24 protein-coding genes are annotated in these 22,329 nt (G+C 63.6%); 12 read left to right on the top strand and 12 right to left on the bottom strand.

Annotated features, from left to right (window positions below; translation table 11 throughout):
• Window positions 1-116: 116 nt before the first annotated feature.
• The 5 genes from FXB40_RS37275 to mnmE form a co-directional block, all read right to left on the bottom strand.
• Complete coding sequence (locus FXB40_RS37275) at window positions 117-1,004, bottom strand: ParB/RepB/Spo0J family partition protein (RefSeq protein WP_187437413.1); 888 nt, start codon at window positions 1,002-1,004, stop codon at window positions 117-119.
• Window positions 1,005-1,152: 148 nt separating this feature from the next.
• Window positions 1,153-2,007, bottom strand: a complete 855-nt coding sequence (locus FXB40_RS37270; RefSeq protein WP_148777266.1) for a ParA family protein — start codon at window positions 2,005-2,007, stop codon at window positions 1,153-1,155.
• Window positions 2,008-2,036: 29 nt separating this feature from the next.
• Window positions 2,037-2,708: a 16S rRNA (guanine(527)-N(7))-methyltransferase RsmG gene (gene rsmG, locus FXB40_RS37265; RefSeq protein WP_246208229.1), complete on the bottom strand. Its 672-nt coding sequence runs from the start codon at window positions 2,706-2,708 to the stop codon at window positions 2,037-2,039.
• Between the two features lie 111 nt (window positions 2,709-2,819).
• Window positions 2,820-4,700 (bottom strand): tRNA uridine-5-carboxymethylaminomethyl(34) synthesis enzyme MnmG, encoded by a 1,881-nt coding sequence (mnmG, locus tag FXB40_RS37260; RefSeq protein WP_148777264.1) that lies wholly within the window; start codon window positions 4,698-4,700, stop codon window positions 2,820-2,822.
• Window positions 4,701-5,151: 451 nt separating this feature from the next.
• Window positions 5,152-6,456, bottom strand: a complete 1,305-nt coding sequence (gene mnmE, locus FXB40_RS37255) for a tRNA uridine-5-carboxymethylaminomethyl(34) synthesis GTPase MnmE (RefSeq protein ID WP_148777263.1) — start codon at window positions 6,454-6,456, stop codon at window positions 5,152-5,154.
• On the opposite strand from mnmE, the gene FXB40_RS48360 reads away from it, so the two are divergent.
• A complete protein-coding gene (locus FXB40_RS48360) occupies window positions 6,392-6,616 on the top strand; it encodes a hypothetical protein (RefSeq protein ID WP_187437420.1) in 225 nt (74 codons plus the stop codon). The genes mnmE and FXB40_RS48360 overlap by 65 nt on opposite strands.
• Before the next feature lie 151 nt (window positions 6,617-6,767).
• Here FXB40_RS48360 and rho read toward each other — a convergent pair whose 3' ends face one another.
• Together rho and hemJ are read right to left on the bottom strand one after the other, a co-directional pair.
• Entirely contained in the window at window positions 6,768-8,033 is a 1,266-nt protein-coding gene (gene rho / locus FXB40_RS37250; RefSeq protein WP_027535007.1) for a transcription termination factor Rho, read from the bottom strand.
• Between the two features lie 246 nt (window positions 8,034-8,279).
• Window positions 8,280-8,714, bottom strand: a complete 435-nt coding sequence (hemJ, locus tag FXB40_RS37245) for a protoporphyrinogen oxidase HemJ (RefSeq protein ID WP_148777262.1) — start codon at window positions 8,712-8,714, stop codon at window positions 8,280-8,282.
• Window positions 8,715-9,177: 463 nt separating this feature from the next.
• Between hemJ and FXB40_RS37235 the strand changes: the two genes are divergently transcribed.
• Genes FXB40_RS37235 through dnaQ form a run of 4 tightly spaced genes read left to right on the top strand, consistent with a single transcriptional unit; the run spans window position 9,178 to window position 12,019 of the window.
• Complete coding sequence (locus FXB40_RS37235; RefSeq protein WP_148777261.1) at window positions 9,178-10,017, top strand: pyruvate, water dikinase regulatory protein; 840 nt, start codon at window positions 9,178-9,180, stop codon at window positions 10,015-10,017.
• A gap of 21 nt (window positions 10,018-10,038) precedes the next feature.
• Window positions 10,039-10,647, top strand: coding sequence for a Maf family nucleotide pyrophosphatase (locus tag FXB40_RS37230; protein ID WP_148777260.1), 609 nt, complete (start codon window positions 10,039-10,041; stop codon window positions 10,645-10,647).
• 14 nt (window positions 10,648-10,661) lie between these two features.
• The gene (gene coaE / locus FXB40_RS37225; RefSeq protein WP_148777259.1) at window positions 10,662-11,261 is read left to right on the top strand and encodes a dephospho-CoA kinase; all 600 of its coding nucleotides are present in this window, start codon (window positions 10,662-10,664) and stop codon (window positions 11,259-11,261) included.
• A gap of 41 nt (window positions 11,262-11,302) precedes the next feature.
• Entirely contained in the window at window positions 11,303-12,019 is a 717-nt protein-coding gene (dnaQ, locus tag FXB40_RS37220; RefSeq protein ID WP_148777258.1) for a DNA polymerase III subunit epsilon, read from the top strand.
• A 9-nt stretch (window positions 12,020-12,028) separates the two neighbouring features.
• On the opposite strand, the gene secB is transcribed toward dnaQ, so the two are convergent.
• Entirely contained in the window at window positions 12,029-12,514 is a 486-nt protein-coding gene (secB, locus tag FXB40_RS37215) for a protein-export chaperone SecB (protein WP_148777257.1), read from the bottom strand.
• Window positions 12,515-12,917: 403 nt separating this feature from the next.
• Between secB and FXB40_RS37210 the strand changes: the two genes are divergently transcribed.
• Genes FXB40_RS37210 through FXB40_RS37200 form a run of 3 tightly spaced genes read left to right on the top strand, consistent with a single transcriptional unit; the run spans window position 12,918 to window position 15,719 of the window.
• The gene (locus FXB40_RS37210; protein ID WP_148777256.1) at window positions 12,918-13,622 is read left to right on the top strand and encodes a Tim44/TimA family putative adaptor protein; all 705 of its coding nucleotides are present in this window, start codon (window positions 12,918-12,920) and stop codon (window positions 13,620-13,622) included.
• Window positions 13,600-15,129: a murein transglycosylase A gene (mltA, locus tag FXB40_RS37205; protein WP_187437412.1), complete on the top strand. Its 1,530-nt coding sequence runs from the start codon at window positions 13,600-13,602 to the stop codon at window positions 15,127-15,129. Before FXB40_RS37210 ends, mltA begins: the two co-directional genes overlap by 23 nt.
• Window positions 15,126-15,719: a Smr/MutS family protein gene (locus tag FXB40_RS37200; RefSeq protein WP_148777255.1), complete on the top strand. Its 594-nt coding sequence runs from the start codon at window positions 15,126-15,128 to the stop codon at window positions 15,717-15,719. The genes mltA and FXB40_RS37200 overlap by 4 nt, the downstream gene beginning before the upstream one ends.
• Window positions 15,720-15,864: 145 nt before the next feature.
• On the opposite strand, the gene FXB40_RS37195 is transcribed toward FXB40_RS37200, so the two are convergent.
• The 4 genes from FXB40_RS37195 to hslV are packed head-to-tail and all read right to left on the bottom strand — an operon-like array spanning window position 15,865 to window position 19,548.
• Window positions 15,865-16,989: a hypothetical protein gene (locus tag FXB40_RS37195; protein ID WP_148777254.1), complete on the bottom strand. Its 1,125-nt coding sequence runs from the start codon at window positions 16,987-16,989 to the stop codon at window positions 15,865-15,867.
• Window positions 16,990-17,017: 28 nt separating this feature from the next.
• A complete protein-coding gene (gene hslU, locus FXB40_RS37190) occupies window positions 17,018-18,322 on the bottom strand; it encodes an ATP-dependent protease ATPase subunit HslU (protein ID WP_148777253.1) in 1,305 nt (434 codons plus the stop codon).
• Window positions 18,323-18,374: 52 nt separating this feature from the next.
• On the bottom strand, window positions 18,375-18,983 hold the full coding sequence (locus FXB40_RS37185) for a DUF2585 domain-containing protein (RefSeq protein ID WP_148777252.1): 609 nt from the start codon (window positions 18,981-18,983) through the stop codon (window positions 18,375-18,377).
• Window positions 18,984-18,987: 4 nt separating this feature from the next.
• Complete coding sequence (gene hslV, locus FXB40_RS37180) at window positions 18,988-19,548, bottom strand: ATP-dependent protease subunit HslV (RefSeq protein WP_027534993.1); 561 nt, start codon at window positions 19,546-19,548, stop codon at window positions 18,988-18,990.
• Window positions 19,549-19,750: 202 nt separating this feature from the next.
• Between hslV and hisB the strand changes: the two genes are divergently transcribed.
• From hisB to hisA, 4 genes are all read left to right on the top strand, one after another.
• Entirely contained in the window at window positions 19,751-20,344 is a 594-nt protein-coding gene (hisB, locus tag FXB40_RS37175; RefSeq protein WP_148777251.1) for an imidazoleglycerol-phosphate dehydratase HisB, read from the top strand.
• Between the two features lie 67 nt (window positions 20,345-20,411).
• Window positions 20,412-20,942: a DUF2628 domain-containing protein gene (locus FXB40_RS37170; protein ID WP_148777250.1), complete on the top strand. Its 531-nt coding sequence runs from the start codon at window positions 20,412-20,414 to the stop codon at window positions 20,940-20,942.
• Window positions 20,939-21,589: an imidazole glycerol phosphate synthase subunit HisH gene (gene hisH / locus FXB40_RS37165; RefSeq protein ID WP_148777249.1), complete on the top strand. Its 651-nt coding sequence runs from the start codon at window positions 20,939-20,941 to the stop codon at window positions 21,587-21,589. Before FXB40_RS37170 ends, hisH begins: the two co-directional genes overlap by 4 nt.
• Window positions 21,577-22,326, top strand: coding sequence for a 1-(5-phosphoribosyl)-5-[(5-phosphoribosylamino)methylideneamino]imidazole-4-carboxamide isomerase (gene hisA, locus FXB40_RS37160; protein ID WP_187437411.1), 750 nt, complete (start codon window positions 21,577-21,579; stop codon window positions 22,324-22,326). Before hisH ends, hisA begins: the two co-directional genes overlap by 13 nt.
• Window positions 22,327-22,329: the final 3 nt, after the last annotated feature.

Raw genomic sequence — 22,329 nt, 5'->3', positions numbered from 1 at the left:
ACGACGCGCGGGTAGCCTCGAAGGATGAACGGCCCCGATGCGACCGGGCCGTCGCCCTTCGAGGGCCGCTGAAGAAGCGGCCACCTCAGGGTGACGGTGATAGAGATTCGATGCGGCTACAGCGCGCCTTTCGCCAGTCGCTTCATCACCTCGTCGAGCTGATCGAGGTTGCGGTAGGCGATCTGGACGGAGCCGCCGGGATCACGATGATTGACGGTGACCTTGAGGCCGAGCGCGTCGCTGACGCGCTTCTCCAGATCGACCGTATCGGGATCCTTTTCCTTGCCCGCGGTGGCGCGCGCCTTATGCGGCTTGCGCTCCGGCACGCCCTCTTCATGCGCGAGCGCCTCAGCCTGGCGGACGTTAAGGCCCTCCGCGACGATGCGCTTGGCGGCGGCGAGCGGATCGGGCACGCCGATCAGCGCGCGGGCGTGACCGGCGGTCAGCTCACCGGTCGCGATGAAGGCCTGCACCTCGGACGGCAGCTTGGTCAGTCGCATCATGTTGGCGACGTGGCTGCGGCTCTTGCCGACGACTTTTGCGATGTCGTCCTGGCTGCGTTTGAACTCGTTGGCGAGCGCGTGATAGCCCTGCGCCTCTTCCATCGGGTTGAGGTCTTCGCGCTGCACGTTCTCGACGATCGCGAATTCCAGCGCATCGCTGTCGCTGATGTCGACCGGCACGATCGGGACTTCGTGCAGGCCGGCCATCTGCGAGGCGCGCCAGCGCCGTTCGCCGGCAATGATCTCGAAGCGATCCTGCGCGCCCTTCACGGGGCGCACCACGATCGGCTGGATCACGCCGTGCTGCTTGATCGATTCGGAGAGCTCCTTGAGCTCGGTGTCCGAAAAGGTGCGGCGCGGGTTGCGCGGATTGGCCTTGATGAATTCGATCGGCACCTTGCGCTGCGCGCGCGGACGGTCGACGTGCTGAGCCTCGCCGCCGACGTCGCCGATCAGACTTGCAAGACCCCGGCCCAGTCGCGAACGCGCTTCGTCGGCCATCGCCAGCTCCCTTGGATTCACGCTGCAGCACTCCAGAACTGAATTTCAAATCGTAGGGTGGGTTAGCGAAGCGTAACCCACCTCTTCTGTTTCCGCGGAGATAGACAGTGGTGGGTTACGCCTTCGGCTAACCCACCCTACGGCATCGCTAATGCGTGACGCGCAGCTCGCGCTCGCGCTGGATCACTTCGGTGGCGAGCCGCAGATACGCTTCGCTGCCGACGCATTTGAGATCATAGACCAGCACCGGCTTGCCGTAGGACGGCGCTTCCGAAATGCGCACGTTGCGCGGGATCATGGTCTTGTAGACCTTCTCGCCCATGAATTGGCGAACGTCGGCGACGACCTGGTTCGAGAGATTGTTGCGCGAGTCGAACATGGTCAGCACGATGCCGTGGATCGACAGGTTCGGGTTGAGCGTCGAGCGCACCTGCTCCACCGTCTGCAGCAATTGCGACAGACCTTCGAGCGCGAAGAACTCGCACTGCAACGGCACCAGGATCGAATCCGACGCGGCCATCGCGTTGACCGTGAGCAGGTTGAGCGACGGCGGGCAGTCGATCAGCACGTAAGTGTAGTCCGCCTCCGGCGAGACGTTGTTGTTGAGCGCGCCGATCGCGTCGCGCAGCTTGAAAGCGCGGCCGGGTGTGGTGCCGAGCTCGAGCTCGAGGCCGGAGAGGTCCATGGTCGAGGGCGCGATGTGCAGCCGCGGCACCGCGGTCGAGACCACCGCCTCGCGCAAGCTCGATTCGCCGATCAGCACGTCATAGGTCGAGCACGAGCGGTTGCGGCGATCGATGCCGAGACCAGTCGAGGCATTGCCCTGCGGATCGAGGTCGACGATCAGGACACGCTCGCCAATCGCTGCGAGCGCCGTGCCGAGATTAATCGCCGTGGTTGTCTTTCCCACGCCGCCCTTCTGATTCGCCAGCGCCAGGATGCGCGGGTGACCATGCGGGACTTCAGCGGTCTGTTCTTGCTGCGGCTCGTCAATCACGGTCATCGAAATTCCCCAACTCAGCCCCTGAACGTTCACCCGCGCCGTTCAACTAAAGCCAGCTCGACGATCCAACCATCGCCCGTCCGGCTTCGGTGGAGCTGCGGCTGAATATTCCAATATTTAGCGGCTTCGGTCAATTCAGCCTCTACATCTTGACCCTTGAGAAATAACGCCTTTGCGCCCTGGCGCATCAGCGGCTCCGCAAAGCCGATGAGTTGATGTAGCGGAGCCAGCGCGCGGGCGGTGACGCAATCGACAGGGCCGGTGATTCTATCCACATTATCCCCGATCTCAGTGAGATGTACGACTCCCGGAGATGTGGTGACGCGAATCGCTTCGCGCAAAAAGGCGGCCTTCTTGGCGATTCGCTCGACGAGGTGGACGCTGGCGCCCGGTGTCCCCGCCATGGCGCAGGCCAGCACGACGCCGGGAAAACCGCCGCCGCTGCCGAGGTCGGCCCAGCGTTTTGCGGTCGGCGCGAGATCGACGAGCTGGAGCGAGTCGGCGATGTGCCGGGTCCAGAGCTGCGGCAACGTCGAAGGTGCAACCAGATTGGTCTTGGCCTGCCACTCCCGCAGCAGCACGATGTAGCGATCGAGCCGCACCTCCGTTTCATGTGAAACCGGCGCGAGCTTCAGCGCCGCGCGCTTGTCGGCGGCAATGATGGAGTCGAGTGCCTGATCATTGGCACTCGCCTTGTCGATCTTCGGCTTGGTCGGTACCGGTTCGGATCGACGCGCAGCGCCCTCACCTGTTCCGGGTCGTCGGGATAGCGGTTTGTCCCCGCCCGGTCCGCGCTGTTTCACGTGAAACGCCTATGCGATTGCCTTGGAAGTCTTGCGCGCCTCGCGGCGGAGATAGGCCGCGAGGATGCCGAGCGCCGCCGGCGTCATGCCGTCGATCCGGCCGGCCTGGCCGACCGTGAACGGCCGCGCCTTCTCCAGCTTGGCGCGGACCTCGTTGGAGAGACCGGGGACGAGGCTGTAGTCGACCTCCGACAGCACCATCCCCTCGTCGCGCCTGAAGGCTTCGACGTCGGCGCTCTGGCGCTCCAGATAGACATCGTACTTGGCGTCGATCTCGAGATGGGTGGCGATGACGGGATCGATGGCGGACAGCTCCGGCCAGATCGAGCGGACCTGGCTCCAGCCGATGTCCGGATAGGCCATCAGCTCGAAGGCGGACCGGCGCTGGCCATCCCGGTTCAGGGACAGCCCGTGCTTGATGGCCTCGTTCGGGGTGATGGTCAGCGACTTTGAGAGTGTTCGGGCCGCATTCAGGGCGTCCATCTTGGTGCGGTGATGCTGGGTCCGGGCACTCCCGACGCATCCCAGCGCGATCCCCTTCTCGGTCAGGCGCTGGTCGGCATTGTCCGCGCGCAGGGTCAGCCGGTATTCGGCCCGCGAGGTGAACATCCGATAGGGCTCGCTGATCCCGCGGGTGACGAGGTCGTCGATCATGACCCCGAGATAGCCGTCTGCACGGTCGAACACCGTCAGCGCAGCCCCGCTGGCGGAAAGTGCCGCGTTGAGACCCGCTACGATGCCCTGTCCGGCGGCCTCTTCGTATCCCGTCGTGCCGTTGATCTGCCCGGCCAGGAAGAGACCACGCAGACGCCTGGTCTGGAGGGTCGGATCAAGCTCCCGGGGATCGATGTGGTCGTATTCGATGGCGTAGCCCGGTCGGATCATCTTGACCCGCTCCAGGCCAGGGATGCTGGCGAGGATCGCGAGCTGGACTTCCTCCGGCAGCGAGGTCGAAATGCCGTTGGGATAGACCGTGGTGTCGTCGAGGCCTTCCGGCTCCAGGAAGATCTGATGGCCGTCGCGATCGCCGAAGCGGACGATCTTGTCCTCGATCGAGGGGCAATAGCGCGGGCCGGAGCTCTTGATCTGGCCGGAGTACATCGGGGACCGATGGACATTGGCCCGGATGACTTCGTGGGTGGCGGCCGTGGTCCGGGTGATCCCGCACTGGATCTGCGGGGTCGTGATCCCCTTGGTCATGACCGAGAACGGCTCGGGCGGCTCGTCTCCGGGCTGCATCTCGACCGCGGACCAGTCGATGGTGGAGCCATCCAGACGCGGCGGCGTCCCGGTCTTGAGCCGTCCGAGGGTGAAGCCGGCGCGCTCAAAGGACGCCGAAAGACCCATCGCAGGGGCCTCACCGACGCGGCCGGCGGGCCAGTTATTCTCACCAAGATGGATCAGGCCGCGGAGAAAGGTGCCGGTGGTGACGACGACAGCCCCTGCCCGAAGCTCCCGACCGTCCGCCAGGCGCAGTCCGGCGACCCGGCCATCGACCACAATCAGCTCGTCGGCCTCGCCTTCGATGACCGACAGGCCCCCGGTCTCCCGGATCGCGGCCTGCATGGCGGCCGCGTAGAGCTTTCGGTCGGCTTGGGCCCGCGGACCACGGACAGCGGGACCCTTCCGACGGTTGAGAACGCGAAACTGGATACCGCCGGCGTCGCCGACCCGGCCCATCAGACCATCTAGCGCATCGACCTCACGGACCAGATGGCCCTTGCCCAGACCGCCGATGGCCGGATTGCAGGACATCGCGCCGACGGTGGAGAAACGGTGCGTCACCAGAGCGGTCGTCGCACCCATCCGGGCGGAAGCAGCCGCAGCCTCACAGCCGGCGTGGCCGCCGCCAATGACGATGACGTCGAAACTCTCTCGCTCTGGTCGCATGGGCGGACTTCTAGCTCAGCGGCGGGAAAGCCGGAAGTGGAAACTCAGTGATGCCCGTGTTTCACGTGAAACGGGGTCGCGGGAGAGCCGGGCGCGGTTTCGCGAAAACAACCCCATGCACAGTAGGAAGTGCGTTGGAGTGACTGCTGTTTCACGTGAAACAAGACGGACCGTCCGGCGACGATGTGGGCCGTCGACCGGGGTGGCCGCCACGCGCTCCGTCATTGCGAGCGAAGCGAAGCAATCCAGAATCCCTCCGCGGCGACAGTCTGGATCGCTTCGTCGCAAGGGATCCTCGCAATGACGGGGCTTCGATCCGGGCGTGTTTCACGTGAAACAGGGAACGTGCAGGCACTTCTTTTACGTGAAACAGGACGGCATCCACCCCGCCGCGTTTCACGTGAAACACAAACAATGGAACAAGCGCTAGTTCTACATTGAAGAACTAGCGCTACTTTCCGATGCAGAATTTTTGGAAAATGGCCCCAAGGACGTCCTCGACGTCGACCCGGCCGAGCAGACGGCCCAGGGCATAGACCGCAGCGCGCAGCTCTTCGGCGGCGAGTTCCTCGCCCTCTTCTACAAGGTCGAGACTCCGGCGCAAGCTGTCTGACGCGCGACCCAACAGGTCGCGTTGCCGGGCCCGGGTCACCAGAGCGCCCTCGGTGGTTCCGAAAAAGTCAGCTGCGAATTCGACGAGGGCCTCGACCAGCTCGGGAATGCCATCGCCGCGGCTCGCCGAGATCCCGAACTCGCCGGGAGACCCCGCTCCCCCGAGATCGATCTTGTTGCGGACGATCCAGACCTGGCCACTGGGCGGACCGGCGGCACGCTCGCCCTCCACCAGCCACAGCACGAGGTCGGCATCTTCGGCCCGCGCCCTCGCCCGGTGCACGCCTTCCTGCTCGACGGGATCGTCGGTCTCGCGAATGCCGGCGGTGTCGATGACGGTGACCGGATAGCCGTCGAGATCGAGCTGCACCTCGATCACGTCACGCGTAGTGCCGGCATGCGGCGAGACGATCGCGACCTCACGGCGCGCGAGCTGATTCATCAGCGTCGACTTGCCGACATTCGGCTCGCCTGCGATCGCAACCACCAGGCCGTCACGCAAGCGTTCAGAATGTCCCTGTGCCGCAAGGACCTTTGTAATTTCGTCGTGCAGCGCTTTGATCGCTTTCACGGCCGGCGCCCTCAATTCCAAGGGCACATCGCCTTCGTCGGAAAAATCGATGCCGGCCTCGATCAGCGCCGAGGCCTCGATGATGCGCTCGCGCCAGTCGCGCGCGCGATTGCCGAGCAGGCCTTGCAGCTGTCGCAACGCCTGGCGGCGCTGACGATCGGTGTCGGCGTGGATGAGATCGTCGAGGCCCTCAGCCTCGGTGAGATCGAGCTTGCCGTTCTCGAATGCGCGCCGCGTGAACTCGCCTGGCTCGGCCGCGCGCGTATTCGGAATTAGAGAAATAGCAGCGAGGAGCGCAGCCAGCACGGCGCGTCCGCCATGGACGTGAAATTCGGCGACGTCCTCGCCCGTGGCAGTCCCCGGCCCCGGAAACCAGAGCACGACCGCATCGTCGATCGGCTGCCCTGCGCCGTCCCGAAGCAGCCGGCGGCTGGCCTGCCGCGGCGCCGGCAGCTTGCCTGCAAGCGTCGTCAGCACCAGGCCGGCTCGCGGACCCGAGACACGTACCATGGCGATCGCGCTCGGCGGACGGCCGGACGATAGCGCAAAGATGGTTTGGTCTCGCGGGTGCATGGCCTATTTGTCTGGCTGGCGGGGAAAAGGCAAACAGCCTGTTCTGGCCGGCTACGACCTCTTTTTGCTGCGCTCCAGCCCGCAGCAATATCTATATTGCAATGCAGCATACAACGCCGCATTTGCTGCGAAATCCCACCGCTCGGACCCTATCCCATGAACAATAGTCAAGTATAATATAGATATATCAACATCTTCCGGAAGAACGTGCGTCGTGCTCCGAAGCCCATCATGCTGCAGTTCGCCGCAGTAAAGCCGCACAAACAAAAAGGGCGCCCGAAGGCGCCCTCTTATCTTTTGCTGCAATGCACTCAGGTGTTCATGGAGTCGAAGAACTCCGAATTGCTCTTGGTCGAGCGCAGCTTGTCGAGCAGGAAGTCGATCGCGTCCATGGTGCCCATCGGGTTCAGGATGCGGCGGAGCACGTACATCTTCTTCAGCACCTGATTGTCGGTGATGAGCTCCTCCTTGCGGGTGCCGGAGCGCGAGATGTCGATGGCCGGGAAGGTGCGCTTGTCCGAGACCTTCCGGTCGAGGATCAGCTCCGAGTTACCGGTGCCCTTGAACTCTTCGAAAATGACTTCGTCCATGCGGCTGCCGGTATCGACCAGCGCAGTCGCAATGATGGTCAGCGAGCCGCCCTCCTCGATGTTGCGGGCGGCACCGAAGAAGCGCTTCGGGCGCTGCAGCGCGTTGGCGTCGACACCGCCGGTCAGCACCTTGCCGGATGACGGCACCACGGTGTTGTAGGCGCGGCCCAGACGCGTGATCGAATCGAGCAGGATCACGACGTCGCGGCCATGCTCGACGAGACGCTTGGCCTTCTCGATGACCATCTCGGCGACCTGGACGTGACGCACGGCCGGCTCGTCGAAGGTCGACGACACGACCTCGCCCTTCACCGATCGCTGCATGTCCGTGACTTCTTCCGGACGTTCGTCGATCAGAAGAACGATCAGATAGCATTCGGGATGATTGTGCGTGATCGAGTGCGCGATGTTCTGCATCAACACGGTTTTACCCGTGCGCGGCGGCGCGACGATCAGCGCGCGCTGGCCCTTGCCGATCGGCGCAACGATGTCGATCACCCTTGCAGACAGGTCTTTCCGCGTCGGATCGTCGATTTCCATGCGGAAACGCTGATTTGGAAACAGCGGCGTGAGGTTGTCGAAATTGACCTTGTGCTTGGCCTTTTCCGGGTCCTCGAAATTGAGCGTGTTGACCTTCAGCAGCGCAAAATAGCGCTCGCCCTCTTTCGGGCTGCGAATGTGGCCTTCGATGGTGTCGCCGGTGCGCAGGCCGAAACGGCGGATCTGCGAGGGCGAAACGTAGATGTCGTCCGGGCCCGGCAGATAATTCGCATCGGGCGAGCGGAGGAAGCCGAAACCGTCGGAGAGCACCTCGACGACGCCCTCGCCGACGATGTCGGTTTCGGCCAGCGCAAGTTGCTTGAGGATGGCGAACAGCAGCTCCTGCTTGCGCATGGTGCTGGCATTCTCGACCCCGTTCTCTTCCGCGAACGAGACGAGCTCGGCCGGCGTCTTCGACTTGAGGTCCTGGAGTTTAATTTCCCGCATTGGGGTGGTCCTGTGGGGTAACCTGGGGAGGGGTGCGAGGAGGCTCTGAAATGCGGACGCGAGAAGGTAAGGTCCGCAGGTCTGGCAAGGAGAGCGCCGGTGGGGGCTTCAAACCTGATGCGGTGTCCGGCCTCTGAAAAGCTCAGACACAACCACATCCGCCTGCGTTGGGTGGGATATCGCTAATATAGAAAATCGCTTCCAACTCCGCAAGCCGAAGCGCTGAGCGATCGTTCACGATTTTGCCTAGAACGGCTTCACGATCACCATGACGACGATGATGATCATCAGCACGGTCGGCACCTCGTTGATAATCCGATAGAATTTCTGGCTCCGCGGGCGGCTGTCGGCAGCGAAGTCCTTGACCCAGCGCGAAAAAAAGCCGTGGACCCCGGACAGTGCCAGCACCAGTGCCAGTTTTACGTGCAGCCAGCCGAAGGTGAACCAATGGCCAGCCCAGGCGAGATACAGCCCGGCAAGCCAGGTGACGATCATGGCGGGGTTGATGATCGCCCTGAGCAGGCGGCGTTCCATGACCTTGAAGGTTTCGGACTGCTTCGAGCCGATCTCGGCTTCGCAGTGATAGACGAACAGCCGCGGCAGATAGAGCATTCCGGCCATCCAAGAGATGACCGCGATCACGTGCAGCGCCTTGATCCAGAGGTAGACGTCTTCAGACATGTCCGGCGTCCGCCCCTTTGCGCCCAGCCTTCCGGCGGTCTGGGGATAGTAAGAACTCGTTAAGGTCTCACCTTCACACACATATCCGTCTGGAGCGCCCTTCTCCAATAAAGAATCTTAGATTCTTAGAGTCTGAGTCTAAGTGACAGTGGATTAGACTCACACAATACCGTCCGCCACTTGGCGCGCGCTTGTTCACATCCATCAACATGTCGAACGCGGTTCCGGCCTGACCGGATAAGTCGCCTGCACTCAAAGGCTTGCAGGTATTGATCCGCAGTCTATCAAGAGACTTGTCCGCGCAATCCCGTTTCCCTCTCGGAAGGCTTCCAGAGTTGTTCCGAGGGGCAGTGGTGTGAAGAAAATTGGCACTTGTCCCGCCCCTGGTGTCGCGCAACCCTTTCCGAGGGGTTAAGGTCCACAGAAATCCACAAACCACACCGTCCTCATACAAAGAGTTTTTGTGCCGACCTCGAACAATTATTTCCATCTGCACCTCGTCTCCGACTCCACCGGTGAGACCCTGATTACGGTCGCGCGCGCCGTCGCCGCGCAGTACGCGAACGTCACGCCGGTCGAGCATGTCTATCCGCTGGTGCGGAGCCAGAAGCAGCTCGATCGCGTGCTCGACGAGATCGAGGAAGCGCCGGGCATCGTGCTGTTCACGCTGCTGGAGAAGGATCTGGTCTCGCGGCTCGAGGACAAATGCAAAAACATCAACGTTCCGAGCCTCTCGATCATCGGCCCGGTCATGCAGATGTTCGAAGCCTATCTCGGAGCTGCGACGACGGGTCGTGTCGGCGCGCAGCACGTGCTCAACGCCGAATATTTCAAGCGCATCGACGCGCTGAACTACACGATGATTCACGATGATGGCCAGCACGTCGACGGGCTCGAGGACGCCGACGTCGTCCTAGTCGGCGTATCCCGCACCTCGAAGACGCCGACGTCGATCTATCTCGCCAATCGCGGCATCCGCACTGCCAACGTGCCGCTGGTGCCGGGCATTCCCGTGCCGGCGCAACTGGAGACGCTGACCCGGCCGCTGGTGGTGAGCCTGCACGCGACACCGGAACGCCTGATCCAGATCCGTCAGAATCGCCTGCTCTCGATGGGCGCCGAATCCGGCAACGAAACCTATATCGACAGGCAGTCGGTCACCGAGGAGGTTGCGTTTGCGCGCAAGCTGAGCGCCAAGCACGACTGGCCGCTGCTGGACGTCACGCGGCGCTCGATCGAGGAAACCGCGGCCGCCATCATGAAGCTCTACAGCGATCGCCAGCGCAACCGGCCCTCTGAATAGTCTTGGGAATAGTTTTCGAAAATGGTTTTTTGGCGCGGCACCTCTCCTCTGATCCTCGCGTCGCAGAGCAGCGCACGCAAAATGCTGTTGGCGAATGCCGGGCTCGAATTCGAAGCAGTCACCGCTGACATCGACGAGCGCGGCATTCAGGCCGCGTCCGAACTTTCAAACCCGCGCGAGATCGGCCTGCTGCTGGCGCGCGAGAAGGCGAAGGCGGTTTCGGTCCATCGTCCCGGAAGCCATGTGATCGGCGCTGACCAGACGCTTGCGCTCGGCGATCGTCTCTTCAACAAGCCCGCCGGCCGTACACAGGCGCTGGCACAGTTGCGCGATCTCGCCGGCCATAGCCATGAGCTGAATTCGGCCGTCGCCGTGGCGCATGACGGCAAGATTGTCTTCGAGGATGTGTCGGTCGCCCGCATGACGATGCGGCAGATGTCCGAGGCCGAACTTTCAGCCTATCTCGATGCCGCCGGCAATGCCGTCACCACCAGCGTCGGCGCCTATCAGCTCGAAGGCCTCGGCATCCATCTGTTCGAGCGCATCGAGGGCGACCATTTCACCATTCTCGGCCTGCCGCTGCTGCCGCTGCTCGCGTTCCTGCGGAACGAGCAGCTAATTGCGGTGTAAATAATAGGGCGCTGATGCGGATTCTTGGACTGACCGGCTCGATCGGAATGGGCAAATCCACCACCGCCAAATTATTCGCGGAGGCCGGTGTGCCCGTCTACGACGCCGATGCGGCCGTCCATCAGCTCTATGAAGGTGAAGCCGCGCCCGCGATCGAAGCCGCCTTCCCCGGCACCACCACGAACGGCAAGGTCGACCGGCCCAAGTTGTCGGCGCGCGTCGTGCACGATCCCGCCGCGATCAAGCAGCTCGAGCAGATCGTTCACCCCATGCTCGGCGCGTCCCGGCAAAAATTCTTTGCCGATGCCGAAGCCGTCAAGGCACCGGTCGTGGTCCTGGACATTCCCCTGCTGTTCGAGACCGGCGGCGAGAAGCGGGTCGACGCCGTGGTCGTGGTCTCGACCTCGCTGGAAGTTCAGCGCGAACGTGTGCTCGCGCGGGGAACCATGGACGAAGCAAAACTCGACGCCATCATCGCCAAGCAGACGCCTGATGCCGAAAAGCGCAAGCGGGCCGATTTCGTCGTGGATACCTCACACGGACTTGAGCCGGTGCGCGCGCAAATCACGCACATCCTGGCCGAGGTCGTTAAGATGCCGCAGCGGCGAGCCTGATTCGCCGACTTCCACGGCTACTTGCACGGCACCTCAAAATCATGCGTGAAATCGTTCTCGATACCGAAACCACCGGCCTCGATCCGCTCCGCGGCGATCGCCTGGTCGAAATCGGCTGCGTCGAGATCTTCAACCGCATGCCGACGGGACAGACGTATCACGTCTATATCAATCCCGAGAGGGACATGCCGGCGGAAGCCTTTGCGGTGCACGGGCTGTCGGCTGAGTTTCTGTCGACCAAGCCGCTGTTCCCCGAGGTCGTCGACGCGTTTCTGGAATTCATCGGCGATGCGCCGCTGGTGATCCACAACGCCTCGTTCGACATCAGCTTTATCAATGCCGAGCTCGATCGGATCAAGCGTCCCGCGATCCCGCGCGAGCGGCTGGTCGATACGCTGCTCCTGGCACGGCGCAAGCATCCCGGTGTGTCGAACCGGCTCGACGATCTCTGCTCGCGCTATTCGATCGACAATTCACACCGTACCAAGCACGGCGCGCTGCTCGATTCCGAACTGCTCGCAGAAGTCTATGTCGATCTGGTCGGAGCGCGGCAGTCGCAGCTGCTGCTGGCGTCGGACGCCCAGGACATTCGCGTCAATGCCGCCGGCGATGCGCCGCGGCGGCAACGGTCTGTGCCGCTCGCGCCGCGGGTGTCGGACGCCGAGCGCGAAGCCCATCGGGCTTTCATCGCAACGCTCGGCGACAAGGCGATCTGGAACGAGTTTTTGCCCGCTCCAGCCGTGCCTCCTGCCGGTTAGGCCCGTTAGTTAGGCTTGGCCGCTCGTCGGCTGCGCGGCCATTTGCCGCTCCATGTTCTGGCGATAGAGACCGACGAAATCGACCGGGTCCAGCATCAGGGGCGGGAACCCGCCGTCGCGCACGGCGGTCGCGATGATCTCGCGGGCGAACGGGAACAGCAGGCGCGGGCACTCGATCATGACCAGCGGGTGCAGGTTCTCCTTCGGCACGTTGGCGATGCGGAACACGCCGGCATAGGCGAGCTCGAACGAGAACATCACCTTGCCCGCGTTCTCAGCCTTGCCCTCGACCGAGAGGGTCACTTCGAACTCGGTATCGCTGAGATTGTTGGCGCTGACATTGATCTGGATGTTGATCTGGGGCGCCTGGCTCTGTGGCTGGAGCGAGGTCGGTGCGTTCGGATTTTCGAACGAGAGGTCCTTCGTATATTGCGCCAGCACGTTGAGCTGGGGAGCCTGGGCCGCCTCGGGAGGGGTGCCGTTACCGTTGGTCATCAGAGTGTCTCCTTACCCGATTGGGCTGAATTTCGCGGCGGTTGGCTAACATAGGGCTGCCTCATTCCACAAGGATGAACGGCTCCGGAGGGTCGATCCGGGCCGCGCCCACAACTGTGACGTTTGACCCGCCCCTAACCCGAAATCGCACGTTAAACGCTTGAAGATGCGCGATTTCCGGGCAGGATCGGGTTTCCCCTTAAGCATAAAACGCGCTACACTGTGCGCTGTGCCAAAAGGCGCCATTGGCCGGGCCAAATTTCGTGCCTACATCCGGCGGACGTGACGCGCGGACCCAAAATGGTGATGTAGACTTGCCGTTCCCGTATGGAACGGTCTACTGGCCGGATCGATTTTCCCCGGCGACGGCCCCTTCTCGAGAAGACCAGAAAGCGAATACCACGTGGACATCTACACCATCATTTTCCTGGCGCTGGCGGTCTTTATTTTCCTGCGGCTGCGCAGCGTGCTGGGGCAGCGGACCGGCAACGAGCGGCCGCCGTTCGACCGCACGGCTCGCAACGCGCTGGGTGGTGCCCCGGACAAGAACGTCGTGACTATGCCGGGCAAGGTGATCGACCAGGCGCCGCTGGCGCCGACGGCCGAGCCGACCCCGCCCTCCGATCGCTGGAAGGGCCTGACCGAGCCGGGCACTCCGCTCGCCCAGGGCCTCGATGCCATCGTCGACAAGGATTCCACCTTCGACCCGCGCCACTTCATCTCGGGCGCCCGCGGCGCCTATGAGATGATCGTGCTGGCCTTCGCCAATGGCGATCGCCGCGCGCTGCGCGACCTGCTGTCGTCCGAGGTCTATGAAAGCTTCGACGCCGCGATCAAGGATCGCGAGAAGAACGAGCAGAAGACCGAGACGCGTTTCGTCTCGATCGACAAGGCCGAGCTGGTGGGCGCCGAGCTGCGCGACCGCACGGCACAGCTGACCATCCGCTTCGTCTCTCAGATGATCTCGGCCACCCGTGACAAGGCCGGCAGCATCGTCGACGGCAGGGCCGATACGGTCGCCGACATCACCGACATCTGGACTTTCGCCCGCGACATCACCTCTCGCGATCCGAACTGGAAGCTGGTTGGCACCGGAAGCGCGAATTAAGAGTTTCCTGAAGAACAGCGCGACGGCGCTTTGCGCAGGTATCGTCGTGCTGGCTTCGTTTTCGCTTGGTGCCGAGGCTGCGCGGCGCCACTACCGCAGCCATTACCATCACCTTCCCGAAGTCGCCGCGATCCCGCCGCGCGCCTTGCCCTACCCGCAGCTCCCTCTCCCGTTCGAGATTCCCGGCGCACAATATTTGCCGCTGGCCTGGGCCGACGTGAAGGGGTGGAGCGACGACGATCATCTCGCGGCCTACAAGACCTTTCGCGCCAGCTGCCGTTCGATCAACGCGCAGACCGGCGCTTCTGAGCAGAAAGCGCTGGGCGGCTCGTTGAGCGAACCCTGCCGGGCCGCCAAATCGCTCGACCTCGCCGACGACGCCCAGGCAAAGACTTTCTTCGAGGATAATTTTGCGCCGCTGCGCATCTCGCGCCTCGGCGAGCCCGACGGTTTCGTCACCGGCTATTACGAACCGGTGCTGGACGGTTCACACACGCAGACCGATGTCTACAACGTCCCGGTCTATCGCCGGCCCTCCAACCTGTTCGTGCGCGGCTACAATCAGGCCTCCGTCAGCCTGCCCAACAAGGGATCGGTCTACCGCAAGATCGGCCGCCGCAAGCTGGTGCCCTATTACGACCGCGGCGAGATCGAGGACGGCAAGATCGCCGGCCGCGGGCTGGAGATCGCCTGGCTGAAGGACCCGACCGATTTGCTGTTCGCCCAGATCCAGGGCTCGGCGCGGATCAAGTTCGACGACGGCGGCACCCTCCGGCTCAATTACGATTCCTATAACGGTTATCCCTACACCGCCGTCGGGCGCATCCTGATCGAGCGTGGCATCATTCCGAAGGAAGAGATGTCGATGCAGAAGATCAGGGAGTGGATGGCGCAGAACCCCGACGGCGCCAAGGAGCTGCGGCGCCAGAACCGCTCCTACATCTTCTTCCGCGAGGTCAATCTGTCCGACAAGGACGAGGCGGTCGGTGCCCAGGGCATCCCGTTGACCGCCGGCCGTTCGATCGCGGTCGACAAATCGCTCCATGTCTACGGCACGCCGTTCTTCATCGAAGGCGAGCTGCCGATCGAGTCCGACCGCGCCAAGACCCCGTTCCATCGCCTGATGATCGCGCAGGACACCGGCTCGGCCATTATCGGCCCCGCCCGCGCCGATCTCTATTTTGGCGCGGGCGCTGACGCCGGCCGCGTCTCGGGCCGGCTGCGTCACCCCATGCATTTCGTGATGCTGGTGCCGAAGAGCCTCGATCCCGGTGTGCGCGCGGCGCGGCTGCCGGTGCCGGATCCGCGGCCGTCCGAGAAGATCGCAAGGCTGTTTCCGCAGACTGAGCCTGCCAAGGATTCTGCAAAGCCGGCCGCGGCTGTCACGCCAAGCAAGGGCGAAACCGTTGCCATCGCCAACCCGATCCCGTTGCCGGCGCCGCGTCCCGTGATAGAGCCTGTCAGCGAACCGCGCCGGCACCCCAAGAGTCGTCCCCACCAGCAATGAAGCGATCGTCCCGTCCGCCCGTGCTGGATCCTTCGCGTCCCTCGCCGCGCCGCCGTGTGCTCAGCGAGGAAGACCGCGAGCTGTGGGAGCTCGTCGCAAAGCAGGTCAAGCCGCTGCGAAAGCATCGCGCGACGAAGGTGCACGCCGCCCCGCGCGCCGAGCCCTCGACCGCAGCGGTTGTCGCCAAGCCCGCGCTGCCGCCGCGGCCATTGACGCAAGCGCCGGCCCCGCGTCCGTCCAAGCCGGCGATGCCGCCGCTCGCCCCGCTCGGCAAGCGCGAGCGCACAAAACTCTCGCGTGGCCGCAGCGAGATCGAGGCGCGGCTTGATCTGCACGGCATGACCCAGATGCGCGCGCACCGCGCGCTGACCGGTTTCCTGCACCGCGCCCATCATGATGGCCTGACCTTCGTGCTGGTCATCACCGGCAAGGGAAGGACCGGCGGGGAAAGCGGCGTGCTGCGTCGGCAGGTGCCGGAATGGCTGAGCCTGCCGGAGTTTCGCGGCTTCGTCGTCGGGTTTGAGGAGGCGGGTATCGGGCACGGCGGTGAGGGCGCGCTTTATGTCCGGATCAGGCGGGCCAAGTTTTAGCGGCTCTACACCTCTCCCGCTTGCGGGAGAGGTCGACGCGCTCGAAGAGCGCGGCGGGTGAGGGCTCTATCCTCTTGGGGAGTCCCTCCGCGGAGACACCCCCACCCCCAGCCCTCCCCCGCAAGCGGGAGAGGGAGCGCACCTCCTAAAACGGACGTACGATCCCGACGCGCGGGATCAGCGTGATGATCAGGCCGAAGATGTTGGTCTTCCGATCCTCTTCCGGAATCAGCGCTGGCTCCTTGTCGCCCGGCAGCATCTTCACCGCATGCAGGATCAGGAACATGCAGACCGCCCAGTTCGAGATCCAGCGCGAATAGTCGAACACCATCGCAAACATCACGAGATAGGCGAGGCTGACGCCGATCAGCGCCGCGATCACGAGGCGACGGTGCGCCTCGTTGGCGAGGCTGCCGATCAGGTTCATAAAATAGCGCCACAGCGGGCTGTGCAGCCAGATCAGCAGCGCGAACACGGGAATGCCGAGACTGTTGTGCGGCAGGCGGCCCCAGGTGTCGGAAATCTCCTTCGCGAGCGGCTGGTACCATATGTAGCTGAATTGCAGGAGATCGGTGCGCGAGGGATCGACCATCCGGGTCTTCAGATACGCGACGAAATCCGCTTCCGGAATCGGCATCGTCCCGAGGAATTGGGCTGCGAAGAACAGCACGGAGACGGCGGCGAGGGCGACAATGCCGAACGCAACGTTAGCTCGGGTGACGCCGTAAGCGAGATAGTGCCTGGTCACGACGATGGTGATGATCGTCGGCACATACATCAGCAGGTGAATGTGGTGGATCAGGACGAGAATGATGGAGAACAGCGCCGCCGTCGCCACGAACAGCAATGAGCCCGCCGGCATCAGCAGCAGGATGATCGCCAGCGCACAGCCATAGATGTCGAAATGGCCGAGCGTGTGCATGAAATTCTTCAGGAAGAACGGCGATCCCGCGATGAAGACGAACAGCGGCAGCGTCTTCGCGGTGAAGCCGAACGTCTTCTGAAACAGTTTTGCATACAGGGCTGATGTCACCAGCCATGTCGCGCCGCCGAGCGCGAACACCAGCCAGACCGGCACCTTGGCCGTGAACAGCGCGACGATCGCCCCGATCAGCGCGCGCTTGATGAAGCCGAAATGATAGTCGACGAGGAGATGGACGTAGGGGACGTAAGGCGGCAGCTGGATCTTGTGGACGAACACGCCGACGATGACCGCGGCGTTGATCGCGAGCAGAAGGCGCCAGGGGTTTTGCAGGATGCGTGCGGTCACGCGGCATCAATAGCGCGACCGCGCGAAATCACAAAATAAACCGGCTCAGATCCGCATTCTTGGCGAGGTCGCCGACGTGCTTCTGCACGAAATCGGCATCGACCCGGACGGTCTCGCCGTTGCGGTCGGGGGCGGTGAAGGAGATGTCGTCCAGCACCCGCTCCATCACGGTCTGGAGCCTGCGCGCGCCGATGTTCTCGACGGTGGAATTGACAGCGACCGCGACGTCAGCCAGCGCATCGATGGCGTCGTCGGTGATGTCGAGCGTGACGCCCTCGGTCTGCATCAAGGCAATATATTGCTTGATCAGCGAGGCCTCGGGCTCGGTGAGGATGCGACGCATGTCGTCGCGGGTCAGGGCCTGCAATTCGACGCGGATCGGCAGGCGGCCCTGCAATTCCGGCAGCAGGTCGGACGGCTTTGCGACGTGGAAGGCGCCGGAGGCAATGAACAGGATGTGGTCGGTCTTGACCGCGCCGTGCTTGGTCGAGACGGTGGTGCCCTCGATCAGCGGCAGCAGGTCGCGCTGCACGCCCTCGCGCGAGACATCGCCGCCGACGCGGCCGTCGCGGGCGCAGATCTTGTCGATCTCGTCCAGGAACACGATGCCGTTGTTCTCGACCGCGCTGATCGCCTCCAGCGTCAGTTGGTCGGTGTCCAGCAGCTTGTCGGATTCCTCGTTGACGAGGATCTCGTGCGAGTTCTCGACCGTCAGCCGCCGCGTCTTGCTGCGGCCGCCCATCTTGCCAAAGATGTCGCCGATCGAGATCGCGCCCATCTGCGCGCCCGGCATGCCGGGGATCTCGAACATCGGCATGCCGCTGCCGGAGGACTGCGTCTCGATCTCGATTTCCTTGTCGTTGAGCTCGCCCGCGCGCAGCTTCTTGCGGAAGGATTCGCGGGTTGCAGCGCTGGAATTGGCGCCGACCAGGGCGTCAAGTACACGCTCTTCGGCGGCGAGCTGGGCGCGCGCCTGCACGTCCTTGCGCTTACGCTCGCGCACCTGGGAAATCGCGACCTCGACGAGATCGCGCACGATCTGCTCGACGTCGCGGCCGACATAGCCGACCTCGGTGAATTTTGTCGCCTCGACCTTCAGGAACGGCGCATTCGCGAGTTTTGCCAATCGCCGCGCGATTTCCGTTTTGCCGACGCCGGTTGGGCCGATCATCAGAATATTCTTCGGCAGAACCTCTTCGCGCAGCGAGCCTTCGAGCTGCTGCCGGCGCCAGCGGTTGCGCAGCGCGATCGAGACGGCGCGCTTGGCATCGGCCTGGCCGACGATGAAACGGTCGAGTTCGGAAACGATTTCGCGGGGAGAGAAGTCTGTCATGGGACCTTAGCTAGGATTAGAAGCCGGCGGGGACAAGCCGCTTTTTTGACCGTCAAATGATCGGCGGACCGGATTGCCATTGCTTCACGGCCTCGATCGGATGGATGAGCATCAAGACGTTGAGCGTCAGATTGTCGCGAATGTGCAGCGCCAGCATGATCTCGAAGGCGAGCCCGAGCACGACTGTTACCGGGATCGGAAGCACGCGGGCGGTGAGGAACCCGAGCATCATGAACAGCGTGTCAGAGACCGAGTTGACGATGCTGTCGCCAAAATAATCCAGCGAGATCGTGCCGGCGCGGTAGCGCTCGATGATGAACGGCGAGTTCTCGACGATCTCCCAGGCGCCCTCGATCAGCATCGCGATGATCAACCGCGCCGGCCAGGTCAGACGTCGCGAGAACAGCAGCCACGTCAGTCCGTAGAACAGGAAGCCGTGCAGGACGTGGGAAAAACTGTACCAGTCGGCGATGTGCTGGGAATTCTCCGAGCTGTTCACCACGCCATGCCACAGCTTGACGTAGCCGCAGGTGCAGATCGGCACCCGCCCCATTGCAAACAGGATCGAGGCCTGCAGCGCCAGCAGCAAGAGCGCGATGCCGACCCAGGCGAGCGGCGGAAACGCGGGTTGGGTCGGGCTGTCGCTGCGGGCCAATCCCATCCGCTCAGCCGGCCGTCAGCGCTTCGATGGTGACGTTGCGGTTGGTGTAGACGCAGATGTCGGCGGCGATATCGAGCGAGCGGCGGACAATGGTCTCGGCGTCCTTGTCGGTGTCGATCAGGGCGCGGGCCGCGGCCAGCGCATAATTGCCGCCGGAGCCGATCGCCATCACGCCGGCCTCGGGCTCGAGCACGTCGCCGGTCCCGGTCAGCACCAGGGAGACGTCCTTGTCGGCCACGATCATCATGGCCTCCAGCCGCCGCAAATAACGGTCGGTGCGCCAGTCCTTGGCGAGCTCCACCGCGGCCCGGGTCAATTGCCCCGGATATTGCTCGAGCTTGCTCTCCAGCCGCTCGAACAGGGTGAAAGCATCGGCCGTGGCGCCGGCAAAGCCGCCGATGACGTCGCCCTTGCCGAGTTTCCGGACCTTTTTGGCATTGGACTTGATCACGGTCTGGCCGATCGAGACCTGGCCGTCGCCGCCGACCACCACCTTGCCGCCCTTGCGGACCGTCAAAATCGTGGTGCCGTGCCAGACCGGCGAGCTGTTCTGGGAATCCTGCATAATGACCCTCGTTGTCCGGGCTGATTTAGGCGGTCAGGGGCAAAGGGACAACCGGCGCCCAACGGGCCGTTCCGGCCTCAAATTCGCTCACCATAGGCAGAAGTAGAGCCCGGCCAGCCGTTCCCGCGGTAGCGAAGGCGTCATTTGGCTGTTAATAGACTGGCGTTTTCGGCCCTCAAGCCAGGATGGAAACCAGCTTTCAATGCGCACCGCGACGATCAAGCGCAAGACCAAGGAAACCGACATCGAGGTCACCGTGAACCTCGATGGCACCGGCGTGGCTGATATCGCGACCGGCATCGGCTTTTTCGACCATATGCTCGATCTCCTCGCCCGCCATTCCCGTATCGACCTCACGGTCAAGGCGGTTGGCGACCTGCACATTGATCATCACCATACCACCGAAGACACCGGCATCGCGCTTGGCCAGGCGGTCAGGCAGGCGCTCGGCACCATGGCGGGCATCACCCGCTATGCCGGCGTGCACATGCCCATGGACGAGACGCTGTCACGCGTGGTCATCGACATCTCGGGCCGCCCGTTCCTGGTGTTCAAGGCCGACTTCCCTCGCGACAAGATCGGTGAGTTCGACACCGACCTGGTGCGCGAGTGGTTCCAGGCCTTCGCCATCAACGCCGGCGTGACTCTCCACGTCGAGACCCTATATGGCGATAACAGCCACCATATCGCCGAGTCCTGCTTCAAGGGCCTGGCGCGGGCGCTGCGCACCGCGGTTGCGATCGATCCCAAGACGGCGGGTGAAATCCCGTCCACCAAAGGCTCGCTTGGCGGCTGACATCTCCGTCTCGGTGGCCAAGCGCTGCCGGCGGCATCATTGAATTCTCGAGAACGGGGCATCGAAAATGCCTGTCTACACAGTTCATGCTCCCACCCCAGGCGGGGCCGATCTGCGCGCCACCGACAGATTCGTGTTCGTGCGCGACGGCTTCCATTTCTGGGCGATGGTGTTGGGCCCGTTCTGGCTGCTCTGGAACAGGCTTTGGCTCGCCCTGATCGGCTGGATCGTCTTTCTCGCCGCGTTCGATGCCGGGCTGCACAGCCTCGGCGTCGGCCGCAGCTCGATCTTCTTCGCCAACACCATCGTCGCGCTGCTGATGGGTTTTGAGGCCTCGAGCCTGCGCCGCTGGACCTTGTCGCGCGGCAAGTGGCGGCAGCTTGACGTCGTCGTGGGCGACGACGAGGACACCGCCGAGCACCGCTTCTTCGAGCGCTGGAGCAAGACACAGCGCGGCATCGTCAACGATCAATGGGCTGTCGATCGCGGCGGCCCGCCGCCGACCCGCAATTTGCCGGGTCAGCAATTTTCCAACCCGCCGCCGATTCCGGCCGGCGGCATCATTGGTTTGTTTCCAGAACCGGGAGGGTCAAGATGAGCGTTGCCATCATCGATTACGGTTCCGGGAATCTGCATTCCGCCGCCAAGGCCTTTGAGCGCGCCGCGCGCAGCATGGAGAATCCGCAGAAGGTCTTCGTCACCAGCGATCCGGACCAGGCCTATGGCGCCGACCGTCTGGTGCTGCCGGGCGTCGGCGCCTTTGCCGATTGCCGGCGCGGCCTGGACGCCGTCAACGGCATGGTCGAGGCGGTCAACGAAGCCGTTCGCGTGAAGGCGCGGCCGATGTTGGGCATCTGCGTCGGCATGCAGCTGTTCGCCACCCGTGGCAAGGAGCACGTCATCACGCAAGGCCTGAACTGGATCGGCGGCGACGTCGAGAAGATCACGCCGCGCGACGAGAGCCTGAAGATCCCGCACATGGGTTGGAACACGCTCGACGTGTTGCGGGAGCATCCGGTGCTGGAGAGGCTGCCACTCGGCCCCAAGGGCCAGCACGCCTATTTCGTGCACTCTTATCACCTCAACGCTGCCAATGAGGCGGACGTGCTCGCGCGCGCCGACTACGGCGGGCCGGTCACCGCGATCGTCGCCAAGGACACCGTCATCGGCACGCAATTTCACCCCGAGAAGAGCCAGCGCTTTGGCCTCGCCTTGATCTCGAACTTTTTGCGATGGAAACCGTGATTCTCTTTCCTGCCATCGACCTCAAGAACGGCCAGTGCGTGCGCCTCGAGCAAGGCGACATGGCGCGCGCGACCGTGTTCAATCTCGATCCTGCCGCGCAGGCCGAGAGCTTTGTCACGCAGGGCTTTGAGTATCTCCACGTCGTCGATCTCGACGGTGCGTTCGCCGGCAAGCCGGTGAATGCGCAGGCGGTCGAAGGGATGCTGAAGACCATCAAGATCCCGGTGCAGCTCGGTGGCGGTATTCGCGATCTCGCGACTGTCGAGGCGTGGCTCGGCAAGGGTATCAGTCGCGTCATCATCGGCACGGCCGCGGTGCGCGATCCTGAATTGGTGAAGGCGGCCGCGAAAAAATTCCCCGGCCGCGTCGCTGTCGGGCTCGACGCTCGAGACGGCAAGGTCGCGGTCGAAGGCTGGGCCGAGACCTCGCAGGTGACCGTGCTGGAGATCGCGCAGCGTTTCGAGGATGCCGGCGTCGCCGCCATCATCTTCACCGACATCGCGCGCGACGGCCTGCTGAAGGGCCTCAACCTCGATGCGACCATTGCACTTGCAGACGCCATCTCGATCCCCGTGATTGCTTCCGGCGGTCTTGCCTCGATCGAGGACGTCAAGGCGATGCTGACGCCGCGGGCGAAGAAGCTCGCCGGCGCGATCGCCGGCCGCGCGCTCTATGACGGCCGGCTCGATCCCGCGGCCGCCCTCACCTTGATCCGCAACGCGCCGCCCAGGAGCTGACAC

Source organism: Bradyrhizobium rifense (genome assembly GCF_008123425.1).
GTDB classification, from domain to species: Bacteria; Pseudomonadota; Alphaproteobacteria; order Rhizobiales; family Xanthobacteraceae; genus Bradyrhizobium; species Bradyrhizobium rifense.
Note: the sequence above shows the minus strand (reverse complement) of the source record. Positions and strands in the feature narration are given on the sequence as shown.

Excerpts from the sequence above, each read along its gene's own strand:
- FXB40_RS48360 (WP_187437420.1), top strand. The coding sequence starts at position 6,392 with ATGGCGATCGCGCTCGGCGGACGGCCGGACGATAGCGCAAAGATGGTT.
- secB (WP_148777257.1), bottom strand. The coding sequence starts at position 12,514 with ATGACCAACGGTAACGGCACCCCTCCCGAGGCGGCCCAGGCTCCCCAG.
- hslU (WP_148777253.1), bottom strand. The coding sequence starts at position 18,322 with ATGACAGACTTCTCTCCCCGCGAAATCGTTTCCGAACTCGACCGTTTC.
- dnaQ (WP_148777258.1), top strand. The coding sequence starts at position 11,303 with ATGCGTGAAATCGTTCTCGATACCGAAACCACCGGCCTCGATCCGCTC.
- FXB40_RS37200 (WP_148777255.1), top strand. The coding sequence starts at position 15,126 with ATGAAGCGATCGTCCCGTCCGCCCGTGCTGGATCCTTCGCGTCCCTCG.
- coaE (WP_148777259.1), top strand. The coding sequence starts at position 10,662 with ATGCGGATTCTTGGACTGACCGGCTCGATCGGAATGGGCAAATCCACC.
- rho (WP_027535007.1), bottom strand. The coding sequence starts at position 8,033 with ATGCGGGAAATTAAACTCCAGGACCTCAAGTCGAAGACGCCGGCCGAG.
- mnmG (WP_148777264.1), bottom strand. The coding sequence starts at position 4,700 with ATGCGACCAGAGCGAGAGAGTTTCGACGTCATCGTCATTGGCGGCGGC.
- FXB40_RS37230 (WP_148777260.1), top strand. The coding sequence starts at position 10,039 with ATGGTTTTTTGGCGCGGCACCTCTCCTCTGATCCTCGCGTCGCAGAGC.
- FXB40_RS37170 (WP_148777250.1), top strand. The coding sequence starts at position 20,412 with ATGCCTGTCTACACAGTTCATGCTCCCACCCCAGGCGGGGCCGATCTG.
- hisA (WP_187437411.1), top strand. The coding sequence starts at position 21,577 with ATGGAAACCGTGATTCTCTTTCCTGCCATCGACCTCAAGAACGGCCAG.
- FXB40_RS37275 (WP_187437413.1), bottom strand. The coding sequence starts at position 1,004 with ATGGCCGACGAAGCGCGTTCGCGACTGGGCCGGGGTCTTGCAAGTCTG.
- hemJ (WP_148777262.1), bottom strand. The coding sequence starts at position 8,714 with ATGTCTGAAGACGTCTACCTCTGGATCAAGGCGCTGCACGTGATCGCG.
- hisB (WP_148777251.1), top strand. The coding sequence starts at position 19,751 with ATGCGCACCGCGACGATCAAGCGCAAGACCAAGGAAACCGACATCGAG.
- FXB40_RS37185 (WP_148777252.1), bottom strand. The coding sequence starts at position 18,983 with ATGGGATTGGCCCGCAGCGACAGCCCGACCCAACCCGCGTTTCCGCCG.
- FXB40_RS37270 (WP_148777266.1), bottom strand. The coding sequence starts at position 2,007 with ATGACCGTGATTGACGAGCCGCAGCAAGAACAGACCGCTGAAGTCCCG.
- hslV (WP_027534993.1), bottom strand. The coding sequence starts at position 19,548 with ATGCAGGATTCCCAGAACAGCTCGCCGGTCTGGCACGGCACCACGATT.
- mnmE (WP_148777263.1), bottom strand. The coding sequence starts at position 6,456 with ATGCACCCGCGAGACCAAACCATCTTTGCGCTATCGTCCGGCCGTCCG.
- hisH (WP_148777249.1), top strand. The coding sequence starts at position 20,939 with ATGAGCGTTGCCATCATCGATTACGGTTCCGGGAATCTGCATTCCGCC.